This window comes from Aristaeella lactis (assembly GCF_018118585.1).
GTDB lineage: Bacteria > Bacillota > Clostridia > Christensenellales > Aristaeellaceae > Aristaeella > Aristaeella lactis.
On the sequence record NZ_CP069421.1, the window covers coordinates 1691194 to 1715715 of the forward strand.

General features: G+C 54.6%; 24 protein-coding genes. 6 read left to right on the forward strand and 18 right to left on the reverse strand.

Features of this window, described 5'->3' with window-relative positions; all coding sequences use genetic code 11:
• Positions 1–43: 43 nt before the first annotated feature.
• The 4 genes from JYE50_RS07730 to JYE50_RS07745 form a co-directional block, all read right to left on the reverse strand.
• Positions 44–1117 (reverse strand): M24 family metallopeptidase, encoded by a 1074-nt coding sequence (locus tag JYE50_RS07730; protein ID WP_179138236.1) that lies wholly within the window; start codon positions 1115–1117, stop codon positions 44–46.
• A gap of 218 nt (positions 1118–1335) precedes the next feature.
• On the reverse strand, positions 1336–2832 hold the full coding sequence (thrC, locus tag JYE50_RS07735; RefSeq protein WP_084094980.1) for a threonine synthase: 1497 nt from the start codon (positions 2830–2832) through the stop codon (positions 1336–1338).
• 95 nt (positions 2833–2927) lie between these two features.
• On the reverse strand, positions 2928–3338 hold the full coding sequence (locus JYE50_RS07740) for a hypothetical protein (RefSeq protein WP_084094981.1): 411 nt from the start codon (positions 3336–3338) through the stop codon (positions 2928–2930).
• A gap of 46 nt (positions 3339–3384) precedes the next feature.
• Positions 3385–6708 (reverse strand): PD-(D/E)XK nuclease family protein, encoded by a 3324-nt coding sequence (locus tag JYE50_RS07745; protein ID WP_179138237.1) that lies wholly within the window; start codon positions 6706–6708, stop codon positions 3385–3387.
• A gap of 449 nt (positions 6709–7157) precedes the next feature.
• Here JYE50_RS07745 and JYE50_RS07750 point away from each other — a divergent pair, with 449 nt between their 5' ends.
• Positions 7158–7529, forward strand: a complete 372-nt coding sequence (locus tag JYE50_RS07750) for a YitT family protein (RefSeq protein WP_304588404.1) — start codon at positions 7158–7160, stop codon at positions 7527–7529.
• Positions 7529–8035 carry a YitT family protein gene (locus JYE50_RS07755; protein WP_304588420.1) on the forward strand — a complete coding sequence of 169 codons (507 nt, stop codon included), beginning with the start codon at positions 7529–7531 and terminating at the stop codon, positions 8033–8035. The genes JYE50_RS07750 and JYE50_RS07755 overlap by 1 nt, the downstream gene beginning before the upstream one ends.
• A gap of 60 nt (positions 8036–8095) precedes the next feature.
• Here JYE50_RS07755 and JYE50_RS07760 read toward each other — a convergent pair whose 3' ends face one another.
• A complete protein-coding gene (locus JYE50_RS07760) occupies positions 8096–8977 on the reverse strand; it encodes an SPFH domain-containing protein (protein ID WP_084094984.1) in 882 nt (293 codons plus the stop codon).
• 205 nt (positions 8978–9182) lie between these two features.
• Positions 9183–10046, reverse strand: coding sequence for a DegV family protein (locus JYE50_RS07765; protein WP_304588406.1), 864 nt, complete (start codon positions 10044–10046; stop codon positions 9183–9185).
• 399 nt (positions 10047–10445) lie between these two features.
• Between JYE50_RS07765 and JYE50_RS07770 the strand changes: the two genes are divergently transcribed.
• From JYE50_RS07770 to JYE50_RS07780, 3 genes are all read left to right on the forward strand, one after another.
• Complete coding sequence (locus tag JYE50_RS07770; RefSeq protein ID WP_084094986.1) at positions 10446–11750, forward strand: phenylacetate--CoA ligase family protein; 1305 nt, start codon at positions 10446–10448, stop codon at positions 11748–11750.
• Between the two features lie 125 nt (positions 11751–11875).
• The gene (locus JYE50_RS07775; RefSeq protein ID WP_143763554.1) at positions 11876–12301 is read left to right on the forward strand and encodes an ACT domain-containing protein; all 426 of its coding nucleotides are present in this window, start codon (positions 11876–11878) and stop codon (positions 12299–12301) included.
• Between the two features lie 190 nt (positions 12302–12491).
• The gene (locus JYE50_RS07780; RefSeq protein WP_084094988.1) at positions 12492–12719 is read left to right on the forward strand and encodes a hypothetical protein; all 228 of its coding nucleotides are present in this window, start codon (positions 12492–12494) and stop codon (positions 12717–12719) included.
• A gap of 592 nt (positions 12720–13311) precedes the next feature.
• Here JYE50_RS07780 and gdhA read toward each other — a convergent pair.
• From gdhA to JYE50_RS07820, 8 genes are all read right to left on the reverse strand, one after another.
• Positions 13312–14646, reverse strand: a complete 1335-nt coding sequence (gdhA, locus tag JYE50_RS07785) for an NADP-specific glutamate dehydrogenase (protein WP_084094989.1) — start codon at positions 14644–14646, stop codon at positions 13312–13314.
• 165 nt (positions 14647–14811) lie between these two features.
• Complete coding sequence (locus JYE50_RS07790) at positions 14812–16512, reverse strand: CotH kinase family protein (RefSeq protein ID WP_084094990.1); 1701 nt, start codon at positions 16510–16512, stop codon at positions 14812–14814.
• Between the two features lie 93 nt (positions 16513–16605).
• The gene (locus JYE50_RS07795; RefSeq protein ID WP_143763592.1) at positions 16606–17343 is read right to left on the reverse strand and encodes an amino acid ABC transporter ATP-binding protein; all 738 of its coding nucleotides are present in this window, start codon (positions 17341–17343) and stop codon (positions 16606–16608) included.
• The gene (locus JYE50_RS07800; protein WP_084094992.1) at positions 17343–18017 is read right to left on the reverse strand and encodes an amino acid ABC transporter permease; all 675 of its coding nucleotides are present in this window, start codon (positions 18015–18017) and stop codon (positions 17343–17345) included. Before JYE50_RS07800 ends, JYE50_RS07795 begins: the two co-directional genes overlap by 1 nt.
• 25 nt (positions 18018–18042) lie before the next feature.
• On the reverse strand, positions 18043–18822 hold the full coding sequence (locus tag JYE50_RS07805; RefSeq protein ID WP_084094993.1) for a transporter substrate-binding domain-containing protein: 780 nt from the start codon (positions 18820–18822) through the stop codon (positions 18043–18045).
• Between the two features lie 15 nt (positions 18823–18837).
• Entirely contained in the window at positions 18838–19299 is a 462-nt protein-coding gene (locus tag JYE50_RS07810) for a MarR family winged helix-turn-helix transcriptional regulator (protein WP_084094994.1), read from the reverse strand.
• Between the two features lie 24 nt (positions 19300–19323).
• The gene (trxA, locus tag JYE50_RS07815; protein WP_084094995.1) at positions 19324–19638 is read right to left on the reverse strand and encodes a thioredoxin; all 315 of its coding nucleotides are present in this window, start codon (positions 19636–19638) and stop codon (positions 19324–19326) included.
• Positions 19639–19652: 14 nt separating this feature from the next.
• On the reverse strand, positions 19653–20516 hold the full coding sequence (locus JYE50_RS07820) for an NAD(P)/FAD-dependent oxidoreductase (RefSeq protein ID WP_084094996.1): 864 nt from the start codon (positions 20514–20516) through the stop codon (positions 19653–19655).
• A 307-nt stretch (positions 20517–20823) separates the two neighbouring features.
• On the opposite strand from JYE50_RS07820, the gene JYE50_RS07825 reads away from it, so the two are divergent.
• Entirely contained in the window at positions 20824–21465 is a 642-nt protein-coding gene (locus tag JYE50_RS07825) for an HAD family hydrolase (RefSeq protein WP_179138241.1), read from the forward strand.
• 113 nt (positions 21466–21578) lie between these two features.
• Here the strand turns inward: JYE50_RS07825 and JYE50_RS07830 are convergent, their stop codons facing one another.
• From JYE50_RS07830 to JYE50_RS07845, 4 genes are all read right to left on the reverse strand, one after another.
• Positions 21579–22520: a DUF4037 domain-containing protein gene (locus tag JYE50_RS07830; RefSeq protein ID WP_084094998.1), complete on the reverse strand. Its 942-nt coding sequence runs from the start codon at positions 22518–22520 to the stop codon at positions 21579–21581.
• Entirely contained in the window at positions 22507–23331 is an 825-nt protein-coding gene (locus JYE50_RS07835; RefSeq protein WP_084094999.1) for a tetratricopeptide repeat protein, read from the reverse strand. The genes JYE50_RS07830 and JYE50_RS07835 overlap by 14 nt, the downstream gene beginning before the upstream one ends.
• An 83-nt stretch (positions 23332–23414) precedes the next feature.
• Entirely contained in the window at positions 23415–23876 is a 462-nt protein-coding gene (locus tag JYE50_RS07840; protein WP_084095000.1) for a low molecular weight protein-tyrosine-phosphatase, read from the reverse strand.
• Between the two features lie 371 nt (positions 23877–24247).
• Positions 24248–24451, reverse strand: coding sequence for an integrase (locus JYE50_RS07845; protein WP_436197982.1), 204 nt, complete (start codon positions 24449–24451; stop codon positions 24248–24250).
• Positions 24452–24522: the final 71 nt, after the last annotated feature.

Sequence of the window (24522 nt, forward strand, 5' to 3'; positions counted from 1 at the left end):
TGTCATTCCTCCGTTCGTTCTCTCTGAATTCAAATAAATATATTTATAGGATGATCAACTGCTTATCCGCTGTCGTCAGCGGTACGCAGCCGTTTTCCTTCACCAGGCAGGTGTTTTCGATCCTGACGCCGCCCACACCGGGCAGGTAGATACCGGGTTCCACGGTGATCACAACGCCGGCCTGCAGGACGTCCTTACATCTCTGGCTAAGCCGCGGCTCCTCGTGGATGTCGATTCCGACGGAATGCCCCAGTCCATGGCCGAAGCGTCCGGCGTATCCCCTTGCGTCAATGTAATCCCGGGCCAGTTTGTCCAGCTCTTCACCGGTTTTGCCGGCCATGAGCGCGTCCTCGCACATGCTCTGGGCCCGAAGCACGGTCTCATAGACTGTGCGCATCTCATCGGACGGCTTGCCGAGGGCAACCGTACGCGTCATGTCACTGCAGTATCCGCCGACCTTCGCGCCGAAGTCCATGGTGATCATGTCGCCGTTCTTCAGCGTCCTGCTGCCGGGGATCGCGTGGCAGAGACTGCCGTTTTCGCCCGAAGCGATGATGGTGTCAAAAGCGAACTCATCCGCGCCCAGGCGGAGCATCGTAAAGTCCAGTTCGATCTGCAGTTCCTTTTCCGTCATACCCGGCCGGATTTTCGGCAGGATCGCGTTGAATGCTTCCGAGGTGATATCGCACGCTTTGCGGATGGCTACGATTTCGGCCGGGGTCTTGATCTCCCGGAGCTTCTGGGGTGCACCCTTCAGGGGAACAAAGGAGATTTCCTCTCCCACCGCGGCGCGCAGGTCTTCAAACGCGTCCACGGAAAGCCAGTTGGTTTCAACCCGGAGTTCAGTAATCTCTTCAGCCTTCACCAGTTCCGAAAGGACCCGGTTATGGTTTCGTCCTGTTTCGGTCATTTCCACCCGGAAACCGGGCGCCTGCCGCTCTGCCTGTTCTGTATAGCGGAAGTCAGTGATGATCACCCGGCTTGCTTCGGATATATAAACGAGTCCTTCGCCTGTATATCCTTCCGTCAGGTAGAACATATTGGAGGGATCATGCACTGCCACAGCCGTTTTCGGGCCGGCATGCAGGTAATTGATCAGCCGTTCGGCTGCGGTCAAATGTATCACGCCTTTCCGGACGAAACCCTTATTTGGGCACATCCACAGGACATTTTATCATATCCGGTTCCGTTTGAAAAGAAAAAACTGACAAAAATGCCTGTATTCATTTTCTTACAGCCTTTTTCCTCATTCCCCGCCCATATAAAAAAGAACTCATGCCTCAGCATGAGTTCTCTCCGCAATTGTTCATTGTTAATTGTTCATTGTTCATTTGATCAAAGCTCGAAGGCTTTGATCACCGCTTCTCCCATAGCATTCCGCTCGCATACGGCGGTATGGCGCACGGGCAGGTCCTTCAGTGCCCGGACCTGGGCCGGCATCGGAATACCGGACAGCTTTTCCAGTTCCTCGCTGCAGGTAAAGGCGTCTTTTCCTTCCGCCGCTTCTGCTCCGGCCACCCCGCGCAGCACATCCGCCGCGAACTTGTAGGGGCTGGCGGTGGACAGCAGGATGGTCGGCGTGGCATCGTTTGTCTTCAGCCTGTACTGGCGAAGCACATACGCGCCTACTGCCGTGTGCGGATCCATCAGGTAGTGATCCTCGCGGAACCGTTTGCCGATCTCGGCCACGGTATCCTTGTTGTCCGCGCAGTCTGCCCAGAACACATCCGCAAGCCAGTCGCGGCGCTGTTCACCGATGGAGTAGCTTCCGCATTCCTTCAGCTGTTCCATCCAGGTCTTAACCAGTGCGCCGTCCCGGTCCGTCGCCTCATACAGCAGCCGTTCCAGGTTGGAGGACACGAGGATGTCCATGCTGGGACTCAGCGTCTTGAAGAACGTGCGGTGGGTGGAATAGATTCCGCTTCCGAAGAAGTCTGTCAGCACGTTGTTCCGGTTGCTGGCGCAGATCAGCTTATTCACCGGCAGGCCCATATTCCTGGCATAATAGCCCGCCAGGATGTCACCGAAGTTGCCGGTCGGCACGCAGAAGTTAACGGCTTCACCGGGGGCAATGGCGTGTTTGTTGACCAGGTCCGCGTAGGCGGAGAAATAATAGACGATCTGCGGCACCAGGCGGCCGAAGTTGATGGAGTTCGCGGAAGACAGGATCTTGCCGCGTTTTTCCATCTGCCGGATGAAATCCTGGGAGGAGAACAGTTCTTTTACACCGGTCTGTGCATCGTCAAAGTTGCCCTTGACCGCGATCACATGCGTGTTGTTTCCGCCGGTGGTCACCATCTGCAGCTTCTGCACGTCGCTGACGCCGTCCAGCGGATAGAACACCGTGCAGCTGGTGCCGGGCACATCCCGGAACCCTTCAAGGGCTGCTTTGCCGGTGTCACCGCTTGTCGCGACCAGAATGCTGATCTCCCGCTTCTCCCCGTTTTTCAGGGCAGAAAGGCGGGTCAGGTGCGGAAGCAGCTGAAGCGCCATATCCTTGAACGCCAGGGTCGGTCCGTGGAACAGTTCCAGCACCCACGTGCTGTCATCGATCTGCGTGACCGGCGCGATCTCCGGCGTGTCAAAACGTTCCGTGCTGTAAGCCGCGCGAACCGCTTCTTCAATTTCCGGAATGCTGAAGTCTTCCAGGTAGCGTTTCAGGATAGACACCGCGCGTGCGGCGTAGTCCATCTCGCAGAATGTTGAGATCCTCTGCATCGGAACAGTCGGAAACATGGCCGGTACATACAGGCCGCCGTCGGGAGCCAGTCCGTGCAGGATCGCCTGGCTGGCTGTGACGCAGCTTTCGCCGCGGGTGGAAAAGAATGACACGAGTCAATCGACCTCCGGTTTCAGGATAGGCATCTGCCTTCATACAAAGAGGCGCCGGGGTTGATCCGCCGCCTCTTTCGTGTTTGTCTGTTTGATCAGATGAGGTACTGCTTGAAGAAGACCGGAATCTCCTCAGGATCAGCACTCAGACTCAGGACGAAGTCCACATCGTGTTTCGCAGCCAGTTCAACCAGAACCTTCACAATCGGCTCTGTCTCCGCCAGCTCCGTGCGGCACAGCTTCAGGAACGCGTCGATGAAGATGGTGCCAACGTCGAAGTTGGAGGAAAGGATTCCGCAGAGGAAACCGATAAACATATCGGCGTTGCGAATATGATAATCTTCGGCGTTGATGAAACGGACCTTGTGGTCCACGTCGAACATGTAGCGATTGTCATCATCAAGGAAAATGACGTCGTGAACCGCATCGCGGGCAGTGGTATTGGTCAGGTCAATCAGCCGCTTCGTTTTACCGGAGCCCTTTTTGCCTGCAATTACCTGTATCATGGGAATCAGCCTCCTTTTATGGGGTTTTCTCTGACGCCATTATACGCTACTTTTCTGTTTCGCGCAACGTGTTTTTCCCCGCAATATCCTGATATGTGATTTCCTTGTCCCGGACGCGGGTTTTGCCGTTTCCGAGGCGACAGATCGTCCTGTAATCACAGTACCGGCACACAGAGCCTGTGGAATCCTCTCCGGGAGAAGCCTCAATCTCGCCTTCCCGCATCCGTTCACACAGCTCCCCGGCTTTTTCCAGCGCCGCGTCCGTCAGTCCCCGGAGTGTTTTTTCCTCCATGACCCAGGAAGCGCTTTTCGAAAGGGTCCCGTCCTGTTTGAAAACCTTATCCACAGAAAAAGGTCTGATATCCCGGTCCATGGCCCGGATCACGTCCTCTTCCGCGGCAGCCACGCCCTTCATCCGCGTCTTGTCGATCCGGTCCGCTTCAATCTCTTCCGGGTTATCTGTTTTGGTTTCCACTTCCTTATCAATCACCGGGAAATAGAAGGCACCTGCCAGATGCGCTCCGGGCATGCTTTCAGCCGCCGCCTTCAGGTAGATCATCAGCTGCAGCTGTTCCCCGGTCGCCATCCGCGCCGGATCCGGTTTCTTTTCCCGGCTCTTGTTGTCCACAATCCGCAGCCAGATACCTTCGCCGTTCTCATAGGTGTCGATCCGGTCAATCTTGCCCCGGATAGCCGCCCGGCTGCCGTCAGACAGCGTCATCACGATGGGCGGGAGACCTTCCGCGTCTCCGAATGCCTGCTCCGTCGCGATTGTCCTGAAATCGCTGTTGGCCGCGAACCGGGTCAGCACGTGGGCAGCCCGGCGCACCCGGCGGACATAGCCTTCGCCCGTCCACTCTCCCAGGGCATCTCCCTGCAGCGGACTGTCTTTCCATTCCTCCGTCAGTTCCGCCAGGATCGGTTCCAGCACGTCGTCCACCTGTTCCGGTGTGAATCCCGGCCAGCGGCTGTCTGCTCCTGCCCGTTTCATATACCGGTCCAGCGCCTCATGGAAGAATGTACCGGCATCATTGCTTTCAAAGGTAAAAGTGTCCTGCTGCACCGGCCGCAGGCCGTAATCAATAAAATGCCTGTAAGGGCAGGAGGCAAACTGTTCCAGCCGGCTCACAGACAGGCGGTCGGTCATGAACAGTCTCCTGGCGGTTTCCTTTTCCAGCTTCTGCTTTTCTTTCTTTGGCAGCAATTCATCCAGCATCCGGTGTGCCGTGTTGCCGTATTGTCCGCTGTGCAGCAGCTGGATCAGGGCTTTTTTCCAGTCCGCGGGTACGTCCCCGATCTCCCCTTTTTTGATTTCCGTAAGCCAGGGGCCCAGTCCGTCTATCGCGGCCCTGGGAGTAACGGGATCTGTCCGTTTTTCATTTCCCAGGACTCCGCCTTCTTCCTGCAGTTCCGGGAAAAGTTCCTCCAGCTGGATGATCAGGCCGTCCGGCTGCAGCGCGCCGCCGTCTTCCGTCCGGAGGCTCCATGTTACCATCAGTTTATCCAGCGGCAGTGTCAGCGTCCGGTAAAAATCGTATTTGCGGATCAGGCAGCCCGTTTCCCGGCTGATTCCGATCGTCCTGCCCGAGGCTTCTTCCAGTTTCCGGCGTTCCGGATCCGTCAGCCATCCGCTTTCAGGAGCCGCCAGCATCCCGTCCTGTGCCTGTGCCAGCACAAGCGCCTTGATCTCGCCGGCCAGCAGATGGCCCACTTCGCCGATAATGACGCCGTTTTCCTCTTCCGGCAGTGCCGCAAGGGATGCCTGCGCCAGGGCGCTTTCCAGCATATATTTCAGGTCCCGGATCGCCGCCCGCTTCTTCCCGAGCAGCGTCTGGAGCTGTTCAAGCAGGTCCGCCAGCAGTTTGCCGATCTGCCTGTTGATTACTGCCTCCCGATACATTTCACGGTCCAGCAGGATTTCTTCCTCTTCCTCCATCCGGACCCAAACATTCATTTCTTCCAGAAAATCCGCCAGTGCGGAGGCGGATTCACCTGCGTTGTCCGCTTCCTTCAGTTCGTTCCTGAGTTTTTCAAGCGGCGTCAGCAGCCGCAGGCGGCACGCTTCAGCTTCCGCCGCGTTTTCCCCCGCGGTAAAAGGCTTCTGCCACCGCCGGCCTTCCACGCCGTGCGCCAGGGCATAGCTTTCCAGCAGCAGTCCTTCCTCCTCCGTCAGCAGGCTGAAACCGCTTCTGGCCATGTTGGTCACGTTTTCCGTCCGGTATCCGTCGCTCAGGCAGGAAAGCGCACACAGAAGCATCCGGCATACCGGATGATCCTCCGCTTTATCCTTCTGCTGCCAGACAAAAGGAATCCCGTTGATCTTCAGGTTGGAGCGGAGCACTCCCGCGGATGCCGCGCCCGAGGGCAGCGCAATTGCCATTTCGCTCCACGCCGTTCCTTCTTCATTCCATTTCCGCAGGGTCGCGCTGATCTTTTCCGCCTCATCCCACGGCGTACTTCCCGCGTACAGGGTCACCGTACTCCGGGCATCCCCTGTCCACTTTTCCGGATTCAGCGCAAAAAGGTTCCTGTCCAGGAAAGCCAGTGCCGCTGCGCAGTTTTCCCGGCTGTTTTTCAGCATGATCTCCTCAGCTGCGATGCCATGTTCCTCCAGGGCTTGAGTCAGCCGGTCCACGCTCTCCCGCTGGCTTGAAAAGATCCTGCCGTCCGGTGCCTTGTCCGTGTCCGTCACCAGGAATACTGTGAGGCTGTTCACATCCTCGCAGATCCCGGCAAGCAGTTTCCGAAGGTCAGGCCGGATTGTGTCAAAACCATATACCGCCACGTCCGCCGTTTTCCACATACCGCTTCGTCTCAGGCGGTCCACGGTGTCGGCCCAGGCTGTTTTCTCGTCATCAAATTGTTCAGAGATCAGTTCTTCATATCCCTGCCAGATGGTTTTCAGGTCATTCAGTTTGGCACGTTCCGCCCCGGTCACAGCCGATGCGGCATACGCTTCCAGTTCCTCCGGCGTCATGTCGCTCTCACGCAGTTCATCCAGGGCCTCTTCAACCCGTTTCACCGCACCGGGCAGGTCTGTCATATCCTTGTAATAGACAAGCTCGTCCGCCTTTTCAGTCATCACCCGGTGGACCGCCATTGCCCGGCCCATTTCGTTCAGCAGGCGTTTCGTTCCTGTACCGGTTCGTTCCTTAACCTGCTGTTTCATTTTCCGCGGGCTGATCACCTGGATGTCCAGGAGTCCCGGCAGCTTCAGGCCCGTGATCAGGTCCCGCTCCGCCTGCAGGGTGTACTGCTCCGGCACATACAGGATCAGCCTCCGTCCGGCGTTCCTGCTTTCCTCCGCTGTGCGGAGCACCATCGGCCAGACTCGCCCGCTCCGGTCCCCGATAATCTTAACCTTGCTCATGTCTGTCTTCCCCGCCACTTCAGAGGCAAACTCTTCACTCTTCAGTTGAGCAGCTGTCCAAATCTTTGATTTGGGTAACAGCTGCCATGCTACAGCCGTCAAAGTACCATCAGTACTTTGGGCGAAGATCCGATGACCGCCAGTGGCGGAAATCTCATCGGATCTGAGGTCAATCGAAAGGGAGCAAGCTCCACAGTGTGGAGTTGCGACCATTGAGATTGCGGAACACGGCGATCGCAGTTCACTGTTCACTCTAAACTCATTCTCTCAAACACTTGTCATTATACATAATGTATTGTTTGTTTACCATATAAAGTACAGACTGACAATTCTTCATTCTTCATTTTTCATTATCCATCCCTTGCCTGCCAGCGGTGAATGTGCTAAAGTTCTTTTGTATTTATTTTGTATTTCAGGCAGCCTCTATGGCCCGGAAGGGGTGTTCTCTCATGGTTAAATCCGTTCGTTCCGCAATCAGCAGGCATCCGGCGGCAGCGGAGCGTTTCTTCTCTTATTCGCAGATCCTTCTTGGTGCGATAATCGCCGGTGCGGCCTATCCCCTGTTTATGACACCGAACCATATCGCGCCCGGCGGCATAACCGGAATTGCCACAATCCTGAATCATCTGATGGGGTGGCGCGTCGGTGCTGTCTCCCTGATCCTGAATATTCCGCTGTTCCTGATCAGTTTCCGGGCAATGGGCCGGATTTTCGCCTTCAGGAGCATTATCGCCACGCTGCTTTTCACGTTGTTCATTGACATCCTGCCCCTGCAGCCCATGACACATGATCCGCTGCTGGGGCCCTGTCGGGCGGCGTGATGCTGGGAGCCGGCCTGGGCCTGATCATGCGCGGCGGCGCCACCACCGGCGGCTCCGATATGATCGCCCGCATGGTGCATAAACGCTTCCAGTTTATTTCCACAGGTTCCTTCCTCTTTGCCATCGACTGTGCCGTTGTCATTTCTGCCGGTTTCCTGATTGGTACCTCCGAGGCCCTTTACGCGCTGATCAACATTTTCCTGTCCGCCAAGGTGATGGACACCGTCATCGTCGGTTTCTCCTCAAACAAGGCCTGCTTTGTCATGTCCGCCCGCTGGCAGGAGATCGCGGATCGTGTCATGCGGGACATGGATCGCGGCGTTACCCTGCTCACTGCCCGCGGCGCCTATACCGGCACAGAACGTCCTACCCTGCTGTGCGTCATCAGCCGCAGCGAGATCATGACGTTCAAACGGATCCTGCACGAAGAGGATGAAAACGCCTTCGTCATCATTGTCGAAGCCCATGAAGCGATCGGTGACGGGTTCTCAGTAATGGAAAAATAAATACGCCGGAATCATGAAACAAGGGAGCCTTTCGGCTCCCCTTGCTGCGTTACAGGTTCATTATTCACCGACTGCCTGCGTATCCGCGGCTCCGCCCAGGTTCAGGATCGGCATCGTGGTGCCGCCCTCTCCGCCCATATAGGTGGGCAGTTTGCCGTCCCAGGCTTTGATCTCGTTGAAGCGGATCAGGTTTTCCGTCAGGGATTCTGCGATCTTCTTGTTCGCTTCGGCTTCCGCTTCGCTGCGTACCTGCAGGGCGTAGGCATCTGCGTCCGCGTTGATCTTGGCCACATTGGCTTCAGCCTCGGCATTGATGCGTTTCCGTTCAGCCTGCTGCTGGGTTTCCATGGTCATCTGGTTCTGTTCGATCTCGGCCTGCAGCTTCTTCTGGGCAGCAACCTGCTTGGCTTCAACCGCGTCCGTGAAGGCGTCCGTAAAGTCCAGGTTCTCCAGGCTCACGCTGATCACGTTGATGCCGTACTCGTCCAGTTCATTGTCCAGACCTTCACGGATCAGTTCGCTCAGCTTCTGGCGGTTCGCCACCAGGTTTTCAGCAGTGTATTTGCTGAACACGCCTTTAGTGATCTCCAGCATCCGGGGATAAACCAGCTTATTGAAGTAGTCTGTGCCGACTTCCTTGAACAGGTTCATAGCCGTGCTCTTGTTGATGGCGTAGTTGATGGAACCGGTGATATCCACCTGCTGGATATCGCTGGAGAACGCCTGGGTTTCAAACGTGCTCTTCTGCTCCCGGTTGTCCATGGGAATAATGCTCTGGAAGGGACTCTTGAAATGCAGTCCTGCCTCCAGCGTAACATCCTCCACCTTACCGAATGTCGTTACAATACCCGTATATCCGGTCTGCACCGTCGCGGTACAGGTTGTCGCCACCACCAGTGCCAGGATGATAACAGCAACCAGAATGATCAGTCCCTTTTTCATAGTCTTTCGTTCCTTTCATGCCCTGAGGGCTTACTGCCGTTTCTTCTTATCGGCTGAAAGAAGAATACCAAAAACAACAGCTCCGGTAAATATCGTTTTCCGAAATTTACCGGAACCTATTTTTCCGTTTCCAAAATTATTCATTTTTCAGTTTTAAGTTTTCATTATTCATTAAAAACCTCCGGATCACACCGGAGGTTTTTTGTTATCTCTGTTTTCCCATGAAGAACAGTGCCAGTGTCCCGGGGCCGGCATGGGCGCCGATGACAGATCCGATACTGGTGATCAGCGTAACCTCTTTGCCGTATTCATTCTTCAGGATATCCTTCAGCATCTCAGCATCTTCAATGCAGTCAGCGTTGGAGATGAAGATCGGAGAATCCGGCCGGATCGTCTCACCCAGCTTTTCCGCCAGCTTTTTGATGGACTTTTTCCGTCCGTGCACCTGGGTCATCTTGATCAGGTGACCTTCGTCATCCACATGAAGCACAGGTTTCACGTTCAGGGCCGTACCAAGCAGGGCTGTGGCTGCGCTGACCCGTCCGCCGCGCTTCAGGTAAACCAGGTCTTCCACCGTAAACCAGTGGCACACATGGGGTATTTCTTTCCTAAGTGTCTCCGCGTTTTCTTCCAGTGTCATTCCGGCATCCCGGTTTTTCACGGCAAGATATACGAACAGGCCTTCACCGGCGGAAGCGGAAAGGGAATCGATCGCTTCGATCTTTCGGTCAGGATACTTCCCGGCAAGCCTTTCAGCAACCTTTTTGGCGTTTTCACAGGTCACGCTCAGTCCGCCGGACAGGCCCAGGTAAAGGATATCCTGTCCTGCCTCAAGAATCTCGGTAAATGCGCTTTCAAAAGCTTCTTCATTGACACAGGAGGTTTTTGCAACTCGTCCTGCACGCATGGATTTATAGAACTCATCAATAGGTTCTTCGTGATCCTTCTGCTCCGCGCCTGTATCTGTAAAAAGAAAAGCCAGCGGAAGCATTTTTACATTCCATTCTGCCAGTTTGTCCGGATGAATATCACAAGCGGAGTCGGTATACAGCACATAATTCTCAGCCATTTTTGTCCCTCCTGCCATCACTGCCGCCGGAGGTTCCGGCAACAGTGAGAATATATCATTCGCAACTTTTTATGTCAACTAACTCGTTGTAAAAACAGCAACAGTACAAAAGAGCCTGTTGACAAGCTTCCCTTTCCGGGCATATATTCTTTGCAACGGGAAAGTATAACCGTTTTCAGAAAGGGGATTTCAGCAATGAAATCATTCGCGGCTATCTTCTTCTTTACCAGGTCAGCGATGGATTAATCAGACGCACAGAGCGCTTTGAATCCACCGCCTTTTGAGATGAAAAAAGGCGGAGGGGTTTTTCTGAGAAACTGTCAGAGTTTACTCAACCATCGCTGACTGAAGCCCTAAGGCGCTCAGAATAATCAGGTATGATGACAAAGGAGAAATCTTATGAAGAGATATTACCAGCAGGAGATTGAAACTGCTCCGCGTGAGAAAATACTGGAAATCCAGAACGAAAAGCTCGTCAAACAGATTCACCACGTCTGGGACAACGTTCCCTATTACCGTCATTTGATGGAAGAAAAGGGTCTCACACCGGATGACATCAAAACCGTGGATGACATCCATAAGCTCCCCTTCCTCAGCAAAGCCGACCTGCGGGAAACTTATCCCTATGGCCTGCTGGGAACAGATTTGAAGAACTGTGTCCGCATTCATTCCACCTCCGGCACAACCGGCAAACGGGTCGTCGCTTTCTACACCCAGCACGATATCGATCTGTGGGAAGACTGCTGTGCCCGGGCCATCGTTGCGGCAGGCGGAACAGAAGAGGATGTGGTCCAGGTCTGCTACGGTTACGGCCTGTTCACCGGCGGTTCCGGACTTCACGGCGGTTCCCACAAGGTGGGCTGCCTGACCCTTCCCATGTCTTCCGGCAACACCGAGCGCCAGATCCAGTTCATGATGGACCTGGAATCCACGATTATCTGCTGCACCCCTTCCTATGCCGCCTATATCGGCGAATCCCTCAAGGAACAGGGTTTCAAACCCGAGGACAACAAGCTGAAAGCCGGTATCTTCGGCGCTGAACCCTGGACCGAGGAAATGCGCCGGGAAATCGAAAAGAGCCTGGGCATCAAAGCCTATGATATTTACGGTCTCACCGAGACCAGCGGCCCCGGGGTGGCCTTCGAATGTGAAGAGCAGAAGGGCATGCATATCAACGAGGACCACTTCTATGCGGAGATCATTGACCCGGATACCGGTGAAGTCCTGCCGGAAGGCTCCGTCGGCGAACTGGTGTTCACCTCTCTGGATAAGGAAGCCTTCCCGCTGCTCCGCTACCGCACCCGCGACCTTTGTGTGCTGAGCCGTAAGCCCTGTTCCTGCGGACGCACCCATGTCCGGATGGCTAAGCCCATGGGCCGCAGCGATGATATGCTGATCATCCGCGGTGTCAACGTCTTCCCGAGCCAGATCGAGACCGTGCTGCTGAATGAAGGCTATACGCCCAACTACCAGATCGTCCTCGACCGCGAACGGAACACCGACACATTTGATATCTATGTGGAAGTCAGTCCGGACCAGTTCTCCGACCTGATGGGCCAGATCCAGAAGATGGAGAAGGGTCTTGAATCCGCCATGCGCACCATGCTTGGCATCGGACCCAAGATCCATCTGGTAGCTCCCAAGACCATCACCCGCAGTGAAGGCAAAGCCGTCCGCGTCATCGACAAACGTAAACTCCACTGATATAATACTTCTATCAGCAAATACATGTCGTTTTTCATAGTCCAAACATCCTTCTGAACAGAATAAAGGAAAAGTCTTAATTGTTCATTGTTCATTGTTAATTGTTAATTGAATAGGAGGTTCCTATGGCTATTACGCAATTGTCCGTCTTTCTGATGAACCAGCCCGGCGCCCTGATCGAAGCCATCCAGGCTCTTTCTGATGCAAACATCAATATCCGCGCCATGAGCATTGCCGAAGCCAATGACTTTGGCATTCTCCGCATTATCGTTTCCGATACCGATGCCGCCTGCAAACTCCTGGGTGATAAATATCTCTTCTCAAAAACTGAAGTTGTGGCCGCGCTGATGAACGATCGCAGCGGTGCCCTTTATCCGATCCTTGCTGTGCTGAACGAGGCCAATATCAATATTGAATATATGTACGCCTTTACCGGTTCCGGTCCGGAAGAAGCCTATGTCGTCATCCGGGTCAATGATACAAAGACCGCGGAAGAACTGCTGAATGCCAACGGCATCCGGACCCTGTCCGATGAAAACCTGAAGATCTGACCGTTTTCTGTATTGTTTTGTATTTTTCCTCTCATACAACCGCAAATAATAGTTATTTGCAACATCTGGTATCCTTTCGCATATAACCGTCCATTGTTGTGTAAACGTTTATATGCTATAGTATGCACCGGCGGAACGTTCCGCGAAACACATTTCAGCATCAGGCGCACAGCGCGAAAGGAAGAGGAAAATGAAGAAGGTTATCTGCAAGATCGAGTACGATACCGACGCTTCCGAACTGATCCAGAAGAAAGTTTTCGGCGTGTTCGGTGATCCCAAGGGCTACGAAGAGTCCCTGTACAAGACCCAGGGAGGAAAGTTCTTCCTCTATGGTTACGGCGGCTCCGAATCTCCCTATCCGGAACAGACCATCAAGCGTCTCGCCGCTGACAAGGTCAAGGCCTGGCAAAACAGTTAACAGTAAGAGCCACCCTGCGGGGTGGCTTTTTTTGTTAACTGTTAACTCTTCACTCTCCACTCTTCACTCTTCACTACTCACTCTTAACTGACATCCCGTGGATGTCATCCTGACCAAACGAAGTGCGTGGAGGGGGAACGAAGGAAGCGGTAGCCCAGTGGGCTATCCTACAAAGCAGGAAACGACCTGGAGTCCTGACGCGCGCGGTGCGCGGGACGGGGATTCCGTCCGCGGTGCGTGTGCGTTTCCTTATCGAAGCAAGCAGCGGATTGAAGCGCCAGCAATATCCATTGCGTCGACTGAGATTGCGGAGAGGCTCCCCGGCCGCAGCCGATAAAACTCTTCACTCATCACTTTTCACTCCTGGCTGTAAAGTAAATAACACATTGGCCCACAGGGCCAATATTTCACATTCCGCGAAGCGGAATATTTCACATTAAAGAGGCAATACGGCTGTATTGCCTCTTTAATATTTCACGTATCATTCGGAAACACTTTTGTTTCCGAATGATACATTTCATTGTGTAATAATGAAAACAGGATCGTGAGGCATCCGCCCCACGATCCTGTTTATAAATCATTATTACACTAATTACACAATTCCCTGTGCGTTCATAGCGTCGACAACCTTCTCGAAGCCGGCGATGTTCGCGCCAACCACGTAGTTGCCTTCGAAGCCGTACTTCTTGGCAGCGTTGTCGATGTTGTGGAAGATGTTCGCCATGATGCCCTGCAGCTTCTGGTCAACTTCTTCGAAGGACCAGCTCAGGCGCTCGCTGTTCTGGGACATTTCCAGGGCGGAGGTGGCCACACCGCCGGCGTTGGCAGCCTTGCCGGGCAGGAAGACCACACCGTTGGCCTGCAGGTAATCGGTCGCTTCCTGGGTGGTGGGCATGTTGGCGCCTTCAGCAACAACTTTGATACCGTTGGCAACCAGGGCCTTGGCATCGTCCAGGTTCAGTTCATTCTGGGTCGCGCAGGGCAGAGCGATGTCAGCCTTCACGGTCCAGACGCCGCGGCCTTCATGATATTCGGCGTTGGGGCGGTAGTTCTTGTACTCGCTCAGGCGGGCACGCTTGACTTCCTTGATCTCCTTCAGGGCAGCCAGGTCGATACCTTCAGCATCGTATACCCAGCCGGTGGAGTCAGAGCAGGTCACGGGCTTGCCGCCCAGCTGATAGGCCTTTTCGATGGCATAGGTGGCCACGTTGCCGGCGCCGGACACGATCACGGTCTTGCCCTGCAGGCTGTCGCCCTTGCTCTTCAGCATTTCCTGGGTGATGTACAGCAGGCCGTAGCCGGTCGCTTCCTTACGGGCCAGGGAACCGCCGTAGCTCAGTCCCTTGCCGGTCAGGACGCCTTCGTATACACCGCGGATCCGCTTGTACTGTCCGAACATATATCCGATCTCACGGGCACCGGTTCCGATATCGCCGGCAGGCACGTCAGTGTCAGCACCGATATACTTGCACAGTTCGGTCATGAAGCTCTGGCAGAAGGCCATCACTTCACGATCGCTCTTACCCTTGGGGTCAAAGTCGCTGCCGCCCTTGCCGCCGCCGATGGGCAGGCCGGTCAGGGAGTTCTTGAAGATCTGTTCGAAGCCCAGGAACTTGATGATGCCCAGGTTCACAGAAGGATGCAGCCGGATGCCTCCCTTGTAGGGGCCGATGGCGCTGCTGTACTGTACACGGTAGCCGGTGTTCACCTGAACCTGTCCCTTGTCATCCACCCACGGCACGCGGAACTTCAGCTGCCGTTCCGGATTGACCAGACGCTCCAGCAGGGCATCCTTGCGGAACTTCTCTTCATTGGCATCCACCACGGGGCGCAGGGAGTTCAGAACTTCCTTAACAGCCTGATGGAATTCGGGTTCGTTCGGATTCTCCCGGATAACACGTTCCAGGACCTCATCAACGTAAGACATGTGAATCGAAACCTCCTTTGGTTTTGCTTATGTTCTGATAGAACAAAGCGCCTTTAACACACACTGTTAAAGACGCCCTTGCCTTTACGGGAGAAAGTGTATGCCTGCCCGGCCCCTTTGTCAATGCGCCTGGCAGGCGATTTCCGTATTAATGATGTTTTTTTGCTATTGTGCGTTTTCCGGAGCTACTGTTCCGTACTCCCCGTCCATCCATTCCGTCCGGGCGGAGATCCATTCTTTCATATATCTGATCGCGTTGTCAAAGTCTCCGCCGGCTCCGCGTCCGGTTGTTCCTCCGCCTCCCGGCCATCTCCGGCTGTTCATTGCCGCGGAGTCCCTGATCTGTTCCGCGTATTCATCCAGTGAACGGATAACTCCCTCCGGTTCCGCCTCTTTTTCGCCCAGCAGCACCGCCGCGGCCTGCCTGAAGCTGTTCTGCCAGATATCCCCCACCGTGTTCCGGAAGTCTTCATGGCTGTAAAGCAGCCAGTAAAGATTGGTCTTTTTCCGGTAGGACGTCAGGTATTTCCCTGTTGCCGGATATCCCCGGTCTTCCATGTTCCCGAAACACAGGTCATAGTCCCAGGAAGGCCCGGCATAGATCAGCGGGTCATTCAGGTCGGAATCCTTATACAGGAACTGGCTTCCGCCGATAAAATCATAGTTCTTGCACCAGTCCTCGATCAGGAAACGCCGGGCAAAGGACTGAACATCCAGGTACTCGTCATAGCGTTTTCCGGTTGCCGGTTCCGTCCCATCCTCCGCGATCAGCGCGTTCTGCATCTCCGTGATCCTGGCAAACAGGTATTCAGCCTGTCCGCGGCTCGGATATGTTGGTTCCTTGATCTGGATGCTGAGTTCGTTTTCCGTCCGGAACCCGGCCAGCACATAATCCTTCATCCGGTGCTTTTTCTCAATGGTCATGATGTATCCGCCGGTAATATCCTCCGGATCCTTCACCTGCGGATAACTTCTCAGAAGCGGATACGCCGCGGACTTCTCTGTAACGATCTTCCCGGCCTCAAAAGGATACCCGTTCACCTTTTCCGTTTCTTTCTCCAGGTTGGCAATGTCGATCCGTCCCTTGCCGATCTGGATTTTCTCCGTAACCAGGTACAAGCCCTGGTAAGCTCCGTTGATCCATACGTCAGCCTGTGTGCAGCTGACAGCGTTCCTCAGGCCGATCTCCCGGCTCATGTCCAGTACGATCTGGTTCCGCAGCAGGCTCAGATCTGTCCAGTTGGCCAGCAGCACCCAGGTCCTGCCCTTTCCCATTCCGCTCAGCGAAGCCTTTTCCGCCAGCTTGATCTGATAGGGTTTCTTGGAATACCGGAAGGTATTGTTTCCCCGACCCTTCAACTGGTCCAGCCCGCCCGTGTAGGATACGCTGCCGTCTGCCTCTGTATAGACCGCTCGGCCTTCCGTGATCACATTGTCCTTGCTGCGGTTGACCTTTTTCAGTTCTTCCCCGTCCACTTCCAGGAACAGGCCGGGAATACGCGATCCCTGAAGGATCGTCAGCGTTCCCCGTCCCTCTCCGCCGCCGTCCAGCACCTTCAGTTTTCTGCCTGTAAAGCCGGAAAGGTCCGATTCTTCATTTGCGGAAACCGCTGTCTTCTCATCCCCGAGCAGGATCGTTTCCGAGTCTTCCAGCGTAAGGCGGATCTTCGTCAGGTCCCAGACTCCGGGCAGGTACAGTGTCATCTCTCCCTGTTTCCACTGGGCGGTCACCTGTTCTCCGCTCACGGACGGGCAGGATGCGGTCAGCTTCCGCTCCTTCAGGGCGGAAGCGCTGCCGGTCAGAAGCAGCAGGAAAAGGATCCCCGTCACGGCGATCCTGATACTCTTTCCTGTGGTATGCTTCATACCCTCATTCCTTCCCGCTTTTCTTCCAGCCCAACCACATTATATCATTATTCATTCTTAATTCTTCATTCTTCATTAAAAGAAAATACAGAATCATTGATTCTGTATTTTCCGTATAAACTCTCTTGCCCGTTCTTCCGTCGGGTTTTCAAAGAATTGTTTCGACGGGGCGGTCTCCACAACCTTTCCGCCTTCCATAAACATGACTTTATTGGACACGTTCCGTGCAAAATCCATTTCATGGGTCACCACCAGCATCGTCATGCCGTCCTCAGCCAGCTGCCGCATGACCGCCAGCACCTCCCCGATCAGCTCAGGATCCAGTGCGCTGGTAGGTTCGTCAAAATAAATGATTTCCGGATTTGTCGCCATTGCCCGGGCAATGGCAACCCGCTGTTGCTGCCCGCCGGAAAGCTGGGAAGGATAGCTCTTCAGCTTATCCGCCATTCCCACCTTTTTCAGCATGGTTACAGCAATATCCTCCGCTTTCTGTCTTTCCATCCCCATTCCGGATGTCAGGCCCAGCGTCACATTCTGCAGCACTGTCTTGTTCAGGAACAGGTTGTAGTTCTGGAATACAAAAGCTGTTTTTCTTCTCAGCCGGGCAATGTCTTTTTTACCCGCCTTGTGCAGGTCAAAGGGTTCTCCGTCGAACACCAGGCTGCCGCTGTCCGCGGTTTCAAGGAAGTTCAGGCAGCGCAGGAACGTGGTTTTTCCCGATCCGCTGGGCCCGAGAATGGCCACAACATCACCCTTCTCCACGTCCAGGCTGATACCGTCCAGCACGGTCAGTCCGTCAAAGCTTTTCTTTACATCCCGGATCTCCAGCATCATGTGCGGACACCTCCATAGCTGCCCAGTTTTTTCTCTCCGCGGTGCTGCAGCCAGGTCAGGATCGTGCAGAAGATCAGGTAGATCAGGGCTGCTTCAATATACAGGGCCAGCGGTTCATATACTCGTCCGTTGATCACCTGTGCCTGCCGGAACAGTTCCATCACCGTAATGGTTGCCGCCATGGACGTTTCCTTCAGCATGGCGATCATGGAATTGGATAAAGCCGGGAAAGCTGTTCTCATCGCCTGGGGCAGCACCACGTGCCACATGATCTTCGGCCAGCTCATTCCCACGCAGTAGCCGGCTTCCAGCTGGCCCGCGCTCACGCTTTCCAGAGTTCCGCGGATTGTTTCAGCCATATACGCGGCCTCGTTCAGTCCCAGGACAATAACCGCGGACGGAAACGCGTCCAGCACAATGCCGATCTTCGGCAGCCCGTAGAAAACAATATAAAGCTGTACCAGCAGCGGCGTGCCGCGGGTAATCCAGATGTAGAACCGGCAGATCTGGCGGATTCCCTTCACCCTGGCATACTGAACCAGGGCCACTCCCAGTGCCACTGTCAATGCCAGGGCAAAAGACAGGATGGTCAGCGGAATGGTCACCTTGATTCCGTATTCCAGCATCTTGGGAAAGGAATCCGTCAGGATGTTCCAAAGCCTTTCAGTCATTTAAATCACCTGTGTCGGCGTATGATTATTCTTCCTTTGTCAGGTCACGGCCGAAGTATTTGTTGCTCAGTTCCGCCAGTTTGCCGTTCTGCCGGGCTTCTTCCAGGATCCGGTTGATCTCGGCAACCAGGGTTTCTGTCCGTTCGCCCTTCTGTACAGGAATCGCCACCGGTTCTCCGGCAACGCTCAGCACCACTTTGATCTGTGCTTCCGGATGTTCCGCCAGATAGGCGTCCACGGAATCCTTGGCGTTCAGTGTTGCCTCCACGCGGCCCTGCTGCAGCATCTCCATGGTCTCACCCAGGGTGTCCACATAGATCACTTCAGCCCCGGCCGCTTCAGAGCGCATGGCATAAGTGGAATTCGGGGAATTCGCGGTCTTCTTTCCCTTCAGGTCATCCAGGGACTTGATATCCTCGTTGTCTGCCCTGACCACCAGCACCATTTCCGTATATACATAAGGCGTGCTGAAGCTGTAGCTTTCCGCCCGCTTTTCAGTATAGCCCACACCGTTGCAGGCGATGTCAAAGCGTCCGGAATCCACGCCGGCCAGGATGCCGTCCCACGCGGTTTCCTTGTAATCCGGGGTTACGCCCAGTCCTTCCGCGATCAGGGCGCCGACTTCCACGTCAAAACCGGTCAGTGCGCCGCTTTCATCGTGATAAGTCCAGGGCTGCCAGGCACCTTCCATGGCAATTGTCAGGGTTCCCCTTGCCTGGATTTCTTCCAGGGCGGTTTCCGCCATCGCGGCGGAAGCAGTCAGCATGAGCAGGGCCATGAGTACAGCAACGAGCTTCTTCATCATACAGTTTCTCCTTTTTTATTCTTCCATGGAATCCAGCAGCTTGTGCAGCAGCCGGTACAGTTCAAACGCGTCTTCCTGCGGAAGGCTGACACATTTCCCGATCTTTGCGGGTATATCCTTCACTTCTTCCCGCAGGGCCCAGCCTTTGTCAGTCAGTTCCACATAGACACAGCGTTCATCAACCTTGCAGCGGCAGCGTGTGATCCAGCCGTTCTCCTCCATCTTTTTCAGCATCGGCGTCATGGTGCCGCAGTCCAGATACAGCTTGTGACACACATCTCCGACCTTTTCCTTGCCGTTTTCCCACAGGGCCAGCAGCACAATATACTGTGTATAGGTTAACCCGAAGGGCTTCAGCAGCGGAGTGTAAGCGCTGATCACTTTCCGTGCGCAGGCATACAGCGGAAAACAGAGCTGGCTGTCCAGCTGCAGCTGGGGATACTCTGTTTCGTTCTGTTTCCTGTTCTGATCGCTCATTTTTCCGTTCCTCCCTGGGTTCTGTTACAGGTTGTTGTCAATCCATGCGGTCAGCTGCGGCTCGGGACGGAAGCCCACGCTCTGGTCAGCAAATACGCCGTCCTTCAGCAGGACCAGGCAGGGTACAGAATTAACCCTGTACTGCATGGCCAGTTCCGGGGATTCGTCCACGTCCACCGCGAAAAACGCCACCTTGCCCTCGTACTTCTCGGAGACATCCTCCAGGATCGGTGCCAGCAACCGGCAGGGGCCGCACCAAGTGGCGGAAAAGTCCACAACTGCCACGGGGGCCTTCATCGCTTCGTTCTGAAATTCCTGTGTGTTCACTTTCTTAACCATTTTGATATCCTCCTTTATTCTTTTGTTTTTTTGTCAATATAGGCTGCTGCGCTGATTGCCGCGACATTTCCTTCCCCGGCCGCCTTCACATACTGGTAAGGCGTCCCGGTCAGGTCTCCGCAGGCGAATACTCCCGGCAGGTTGGTTTCCATCTTTCGGTTCACCTTCACATGGGCGCCGTCTGTTTCCAGTCCCGGTACAAGCTGTCCCGGTGCCACGGCTTCCCGCAGCACAAATACCCCGTCTGCCGCGTACTCTCCCGCCGCTGTTTTCACCAGCAGGCCGTTTTCCGCTTTCAGGATTCCTTCCGGCTTCTCCCGGATCACTTCCACCGTTTCCGGCAGGTCTGTCCGGTCTGCGTACATCGGGAAATACATTACCCTGCTGCAAACTCCGGCCAGGAAAGCCGCTTCCGTTTCTTCCCGGGGGCTGTAACCGATCACTGCGGCAGTGCGTCCCCTGTACAGCGGAGCGTCGCAGGTCGCACAGTAGCTCACGCCCCGGCCCAGCAGTTCTTCCTCTCCCGGCAGGGTCTTGGCCATCACAACACCGGTCGCAAGAATCACTGTCTTTGCCTCCAGCATTTCCTCCCCGGCCTGCAGGGCGAAATAATCTCCCATGGCATATACAGCGCCGATCCGGCTTTCCGTGATCGGTATATCCATACCGTCCAGCTGTTCCCGGAAGGCAGCGGCCAGGTCCGCTCCCTTCACAAGCGGCAGTCCCGGATAGTTGCGGATCTCATGAGCCTTTGCCACCTTTTCGCTCATCTGCCGGCTGCCCAGGAGCAGGATGCTTTTGTTCCGGTTCTTTGCAGTCAGCGCCGCGGAAACTCCCGCCGGTCCGGTTCCGATAATGGCGATGTCATAGCGTTCCACGACACTTCCTCCTTAAATCCTTTTTGCAAATAATATTTTATCAAATATATTTTATTTGTCAATAACCTTTGATAAAAGATTTTTGATCGGTCATTCCGTTTTATTGATTGTGAAATAGCCGTAAGTATATAAAAACATTCGCCGTCAGGCGAATATATCACATTGAGCCGAAGGCTCAATATATCATATTCTGCTGAAGGCAGAATATATCATGTTTGCCTTTGGCAAACATATCATTACCACAATTCGGAATGTTTTCCGAATTGTGATATAATACCCCTATCTTTTCCGATTGGAGGACTCTTTGGTGAAAGATACCCTGCTGATTTTTGACCTGGACGGAACCCTCTGGGACTCTGCCGGACCCGTCGCCGAATCCTGGAATGAAGTATTTCAGCGTGAGGCTCCCGGCCTGCCCCTGCTTACCATTGATGATATCCACAGCGTCATGGGAATGACGATGAAAGAGATTGGTGAAACGCTGTATGCCGACCGGATCATTCCCAACCGGGAAGCGATCTTTGATCAATGCTGCAACTACGAAGTGGAATACCTCTATTCCCATTGCGGCACATTGTATCCGGATTTCCGTTCCACCATGGAAGCCCTGAAAAAGGAAGGCTATGGGCTGGCTGTTGTCAGCAACTGCCAGACGGGATATGTAGCCGCTTTCCTTGCCTCCTCCGGAGCCTCTGATCTTTTCCTGGACTACGAGGAATGGGGCCGTACCGGCTTGTCCAAGGGCGAAAACATCCGCCTGGTCATGGACCGCAATGGCTACACCAAAGGCATCTATATCGGCGACACAAAGAAAGACCAGGAGGCCACCCTCCAGGCCGGTCTTCCCTTCATCCATGCAGCCTATGGCTTCGGCAAATCCGTAAACCCCGACGGTGTCATCCACAGTCTTTCCGAACTCCCTTCCGTAATCAAAAATCTCCTTAACTAAGTTTTCAACACCACATATAAATCATAAAAACTCCTGCGATACCGCAGGAGTTTTTTCCACCATTATTCATTTTTCAGTCTTAAGTTTTAAGTTTTAAGTAGGCCGAAGGCCTTTCATACACAATATAACACGTGCAGATTCCTTACGCTTCCGTCCCTTATCCCGTCATTCACTGAGTACGCGTGCTTCTCCAGGTCGCCGCAGGTTGCTTCTGTCAGCCCCTGTTCCTGAAGCAGGCCAATAATCTGGGACGCGATCTCTTCCATGCAGAAATATTTGTCTTCCGCCAGTTCTTTCCCGTTCTCCGTGGTCAGCAGCCACTCCAGGCTTCTTCCCAGGTCCTCGCCGCCCGGCAGCGCCTTCAATGCCCGGAAGCTCCACTTGTAATACGGCATATACTTCCTGTTCAGCAGGAATACCGCCGACAGGGTGTTCCGTGCGAACTCTCCCACAGCCAGCTGCGCCGCGCCGGTCTCACCGTGCTTCAGGCACCGCTGATAGTTATACTGGCCGCTCTGGGCCATCAGCAGCAGCCGGCCCGCCAGCCGTTTCCTCCGGATATCTTCCGGCATGTCCTCCAGGATCTTCCGGCAGTCTGTCAGCAGTCCCGCCGGATCCCGGAACACTTCCCCGTTCACCGCTTCCGCAAGCGCGTATTCAGGGATGCGGAGCCATTGTTCTGTTGTCATCTGTTCCGGAGGGCAGCCAATCTTATCCGTAAAGTATTCATCGATCCGGAACAGGCCGTGACGCTGTCCGCCTACCGGCTGCAGCTTCTGCCGCCGGAAGCCTTCAAATTCCGCCGGAAGCTTCGCGTAGGCCCGTTCCATCTGAAAAGCTGTCCGCCGGTCCACAATCTCCTCCTCGGGAATAAACAGGCAGAATCCCGGTTCAAAATCATGGTCCCGGGAAACCTCGTCATCAAAACCGTAGCATTCAGATCCGCTTCCGGTCAAAGCCGCGGCGACGATCTCCTCGTATTCCGGAAACTGATCATGGATCATCGGAACGCCGTACGTTTCCCAGTAGGCACGTGCCAGCTCAAGCCCTGTCATTGATCTCCTCCGCCCTCTTTTTCAGTTCCGCTTCCGTGGCAAAGTATCCGTAGTGGCCGAATACCGGCGCGCATTTCTCACAGACAAAAGCATAGTACCCGTTTCGCGGCAGGTGTTCCGTGTTCAGGAGCGTCTCTGCCCTGTCCAGGTAGTCTTCCACGGCTTCCTCCGCGTTTTCCGGGCCCAGGGCGGCCTCTGTTGCGTCCGCCATGTTCAGCCAGGTGATCGCCTGCTCCAGTTCACCGTTTTCTTGTGTTGCCATCACCGCAATTGCCCTGCGGAACATATCCATGGCTTCCTCATAACGTCCGCAAACGGACAGGGACAGCGCCATGTTGTTGTACAGGCCGCCCAGCCTGCCGTCATTTTGCGGCAGGTTCTTTTCATAGTTCTCCCGTGCCCGTTCAAAGAACGCCAGTCCGCCCACCGGATCCCCGAAAGCTTCCCGCACCGTACCGGCGTTCACCCAGGTGGTTCCTGCCGTCACAGTGTCCTCCATGCCAAGCTTTTCCACCAGTGTGGCCGCTTTCTCCGCATGAGCAAACGCCTGGTCCTGTTTCCCCTGCTTCCGGTAGTAGCCCATGAGCTCATTGTTCAGCATCAGCTGGCCCCGCTCGTCCCGGTTGGCTTCCGCCTCTGCCAGCCAGTATTTCAGGTGGCGTTCCACTGCCGGCCAGTCATTCCTGTCCTCATATTCCCGGAGCTTATCCATGATCCGGCCCACCGGTACCGGCTGGACAGTTTCCTCTTCTCCCGGTTTACCGCACAAAGCGCACCGCGGATCCACATAATCCTCCCTCTCCAGGTTCATACACTCACCCCGGTTCTCTTAATCTTGCACTGTACTGGTTTTTACTTCAAACCCGCTGTATTCAGTATATCATTTTTCATTGTTCATTGTTCATTGGGTTTGATGCTTTGCATCAAACCCCTGCATCCCTCTTCAATCTGCTTCAGGACCCCGCTGAAGTCCCTTGTATACCAGGGATCGTCTATTTCCCGTCCCGGCTGCCCGGCCCAAGCCAGCAGCATAGACAGCTTTCCTTCCGGATCCCCGCCGTAAATCCGTTTCATGTCCCACATATTTTCATCGTCCATCCCGATGATATAATCCCATTCGCCGTATTCCGCCCGGGTTGTCTGCCTTGCCGCGTGATATTCGCATTCATATCCGGCTGCCGCCAGCGCCCTTTTCATCGGCGGATAAACGTCATTTCCGATCTCTTCCCGGGTTGCAGCAGCGGATGCAATCTTCAGATCATTTCTATGCTGTTCCCGCGCCATTTGCTTCATCACCATTTCCGCAGCAGCGCTTCGACAGATATTGCCATGGCAGATAAATAAGATTTTAATCACTGATACAAGATGCCTCCTAATGCCGCAGGATGCCGCGTTTTTCGCAGTTCTCTGCGGGTCAAATCTGTCCCACGTTTTCCAAAATGAAATTCATCACTCGGTAATAGCGGGCAAGCATCCGACGTCCGCCAGTGGCGGGAATCTCATCGAATGCTTGCTCAACCGAAACAAGCGAGCTGCCCAGTGGGCAGTCGTGTCGATTGAGGTTGCGGGTCAATGCGGCAAATCGAGGCCGCCAAAAGTAGTAGAAAAGTAGTAAAACGGGATTTTTCTACTACCGGAATTTCTGTTTCAAGGATACCATATACAGCTCTCCCCGGGCAACAAAAAACCGGCCACTTTTCGCAGCCGGAGTCAAATTCGCTGTCCAGTTATCCTACCCGGAACATCCTCTTGCTCACCTTAGTTTCTTCCTTCTTTCCTGCCAGCTTTTCCTGTTCTTTCCTGGCGTTTTCCAGCTCCTGCATCCGTCCAACTTCCTCAAGTGCGTCCTCCAGGCCCAAATGCGTGTACGTGTTCATCGTCACGCCGATGTCGCTGTGACCCATAAGGTACTGGAGCGTCTTCGAGTACACACCTGCCCGCGCCTGAATGCTGCAGTAAGTATGGCGACATACGTGGGGCGTGATGTTCGGCATCTGCTCTC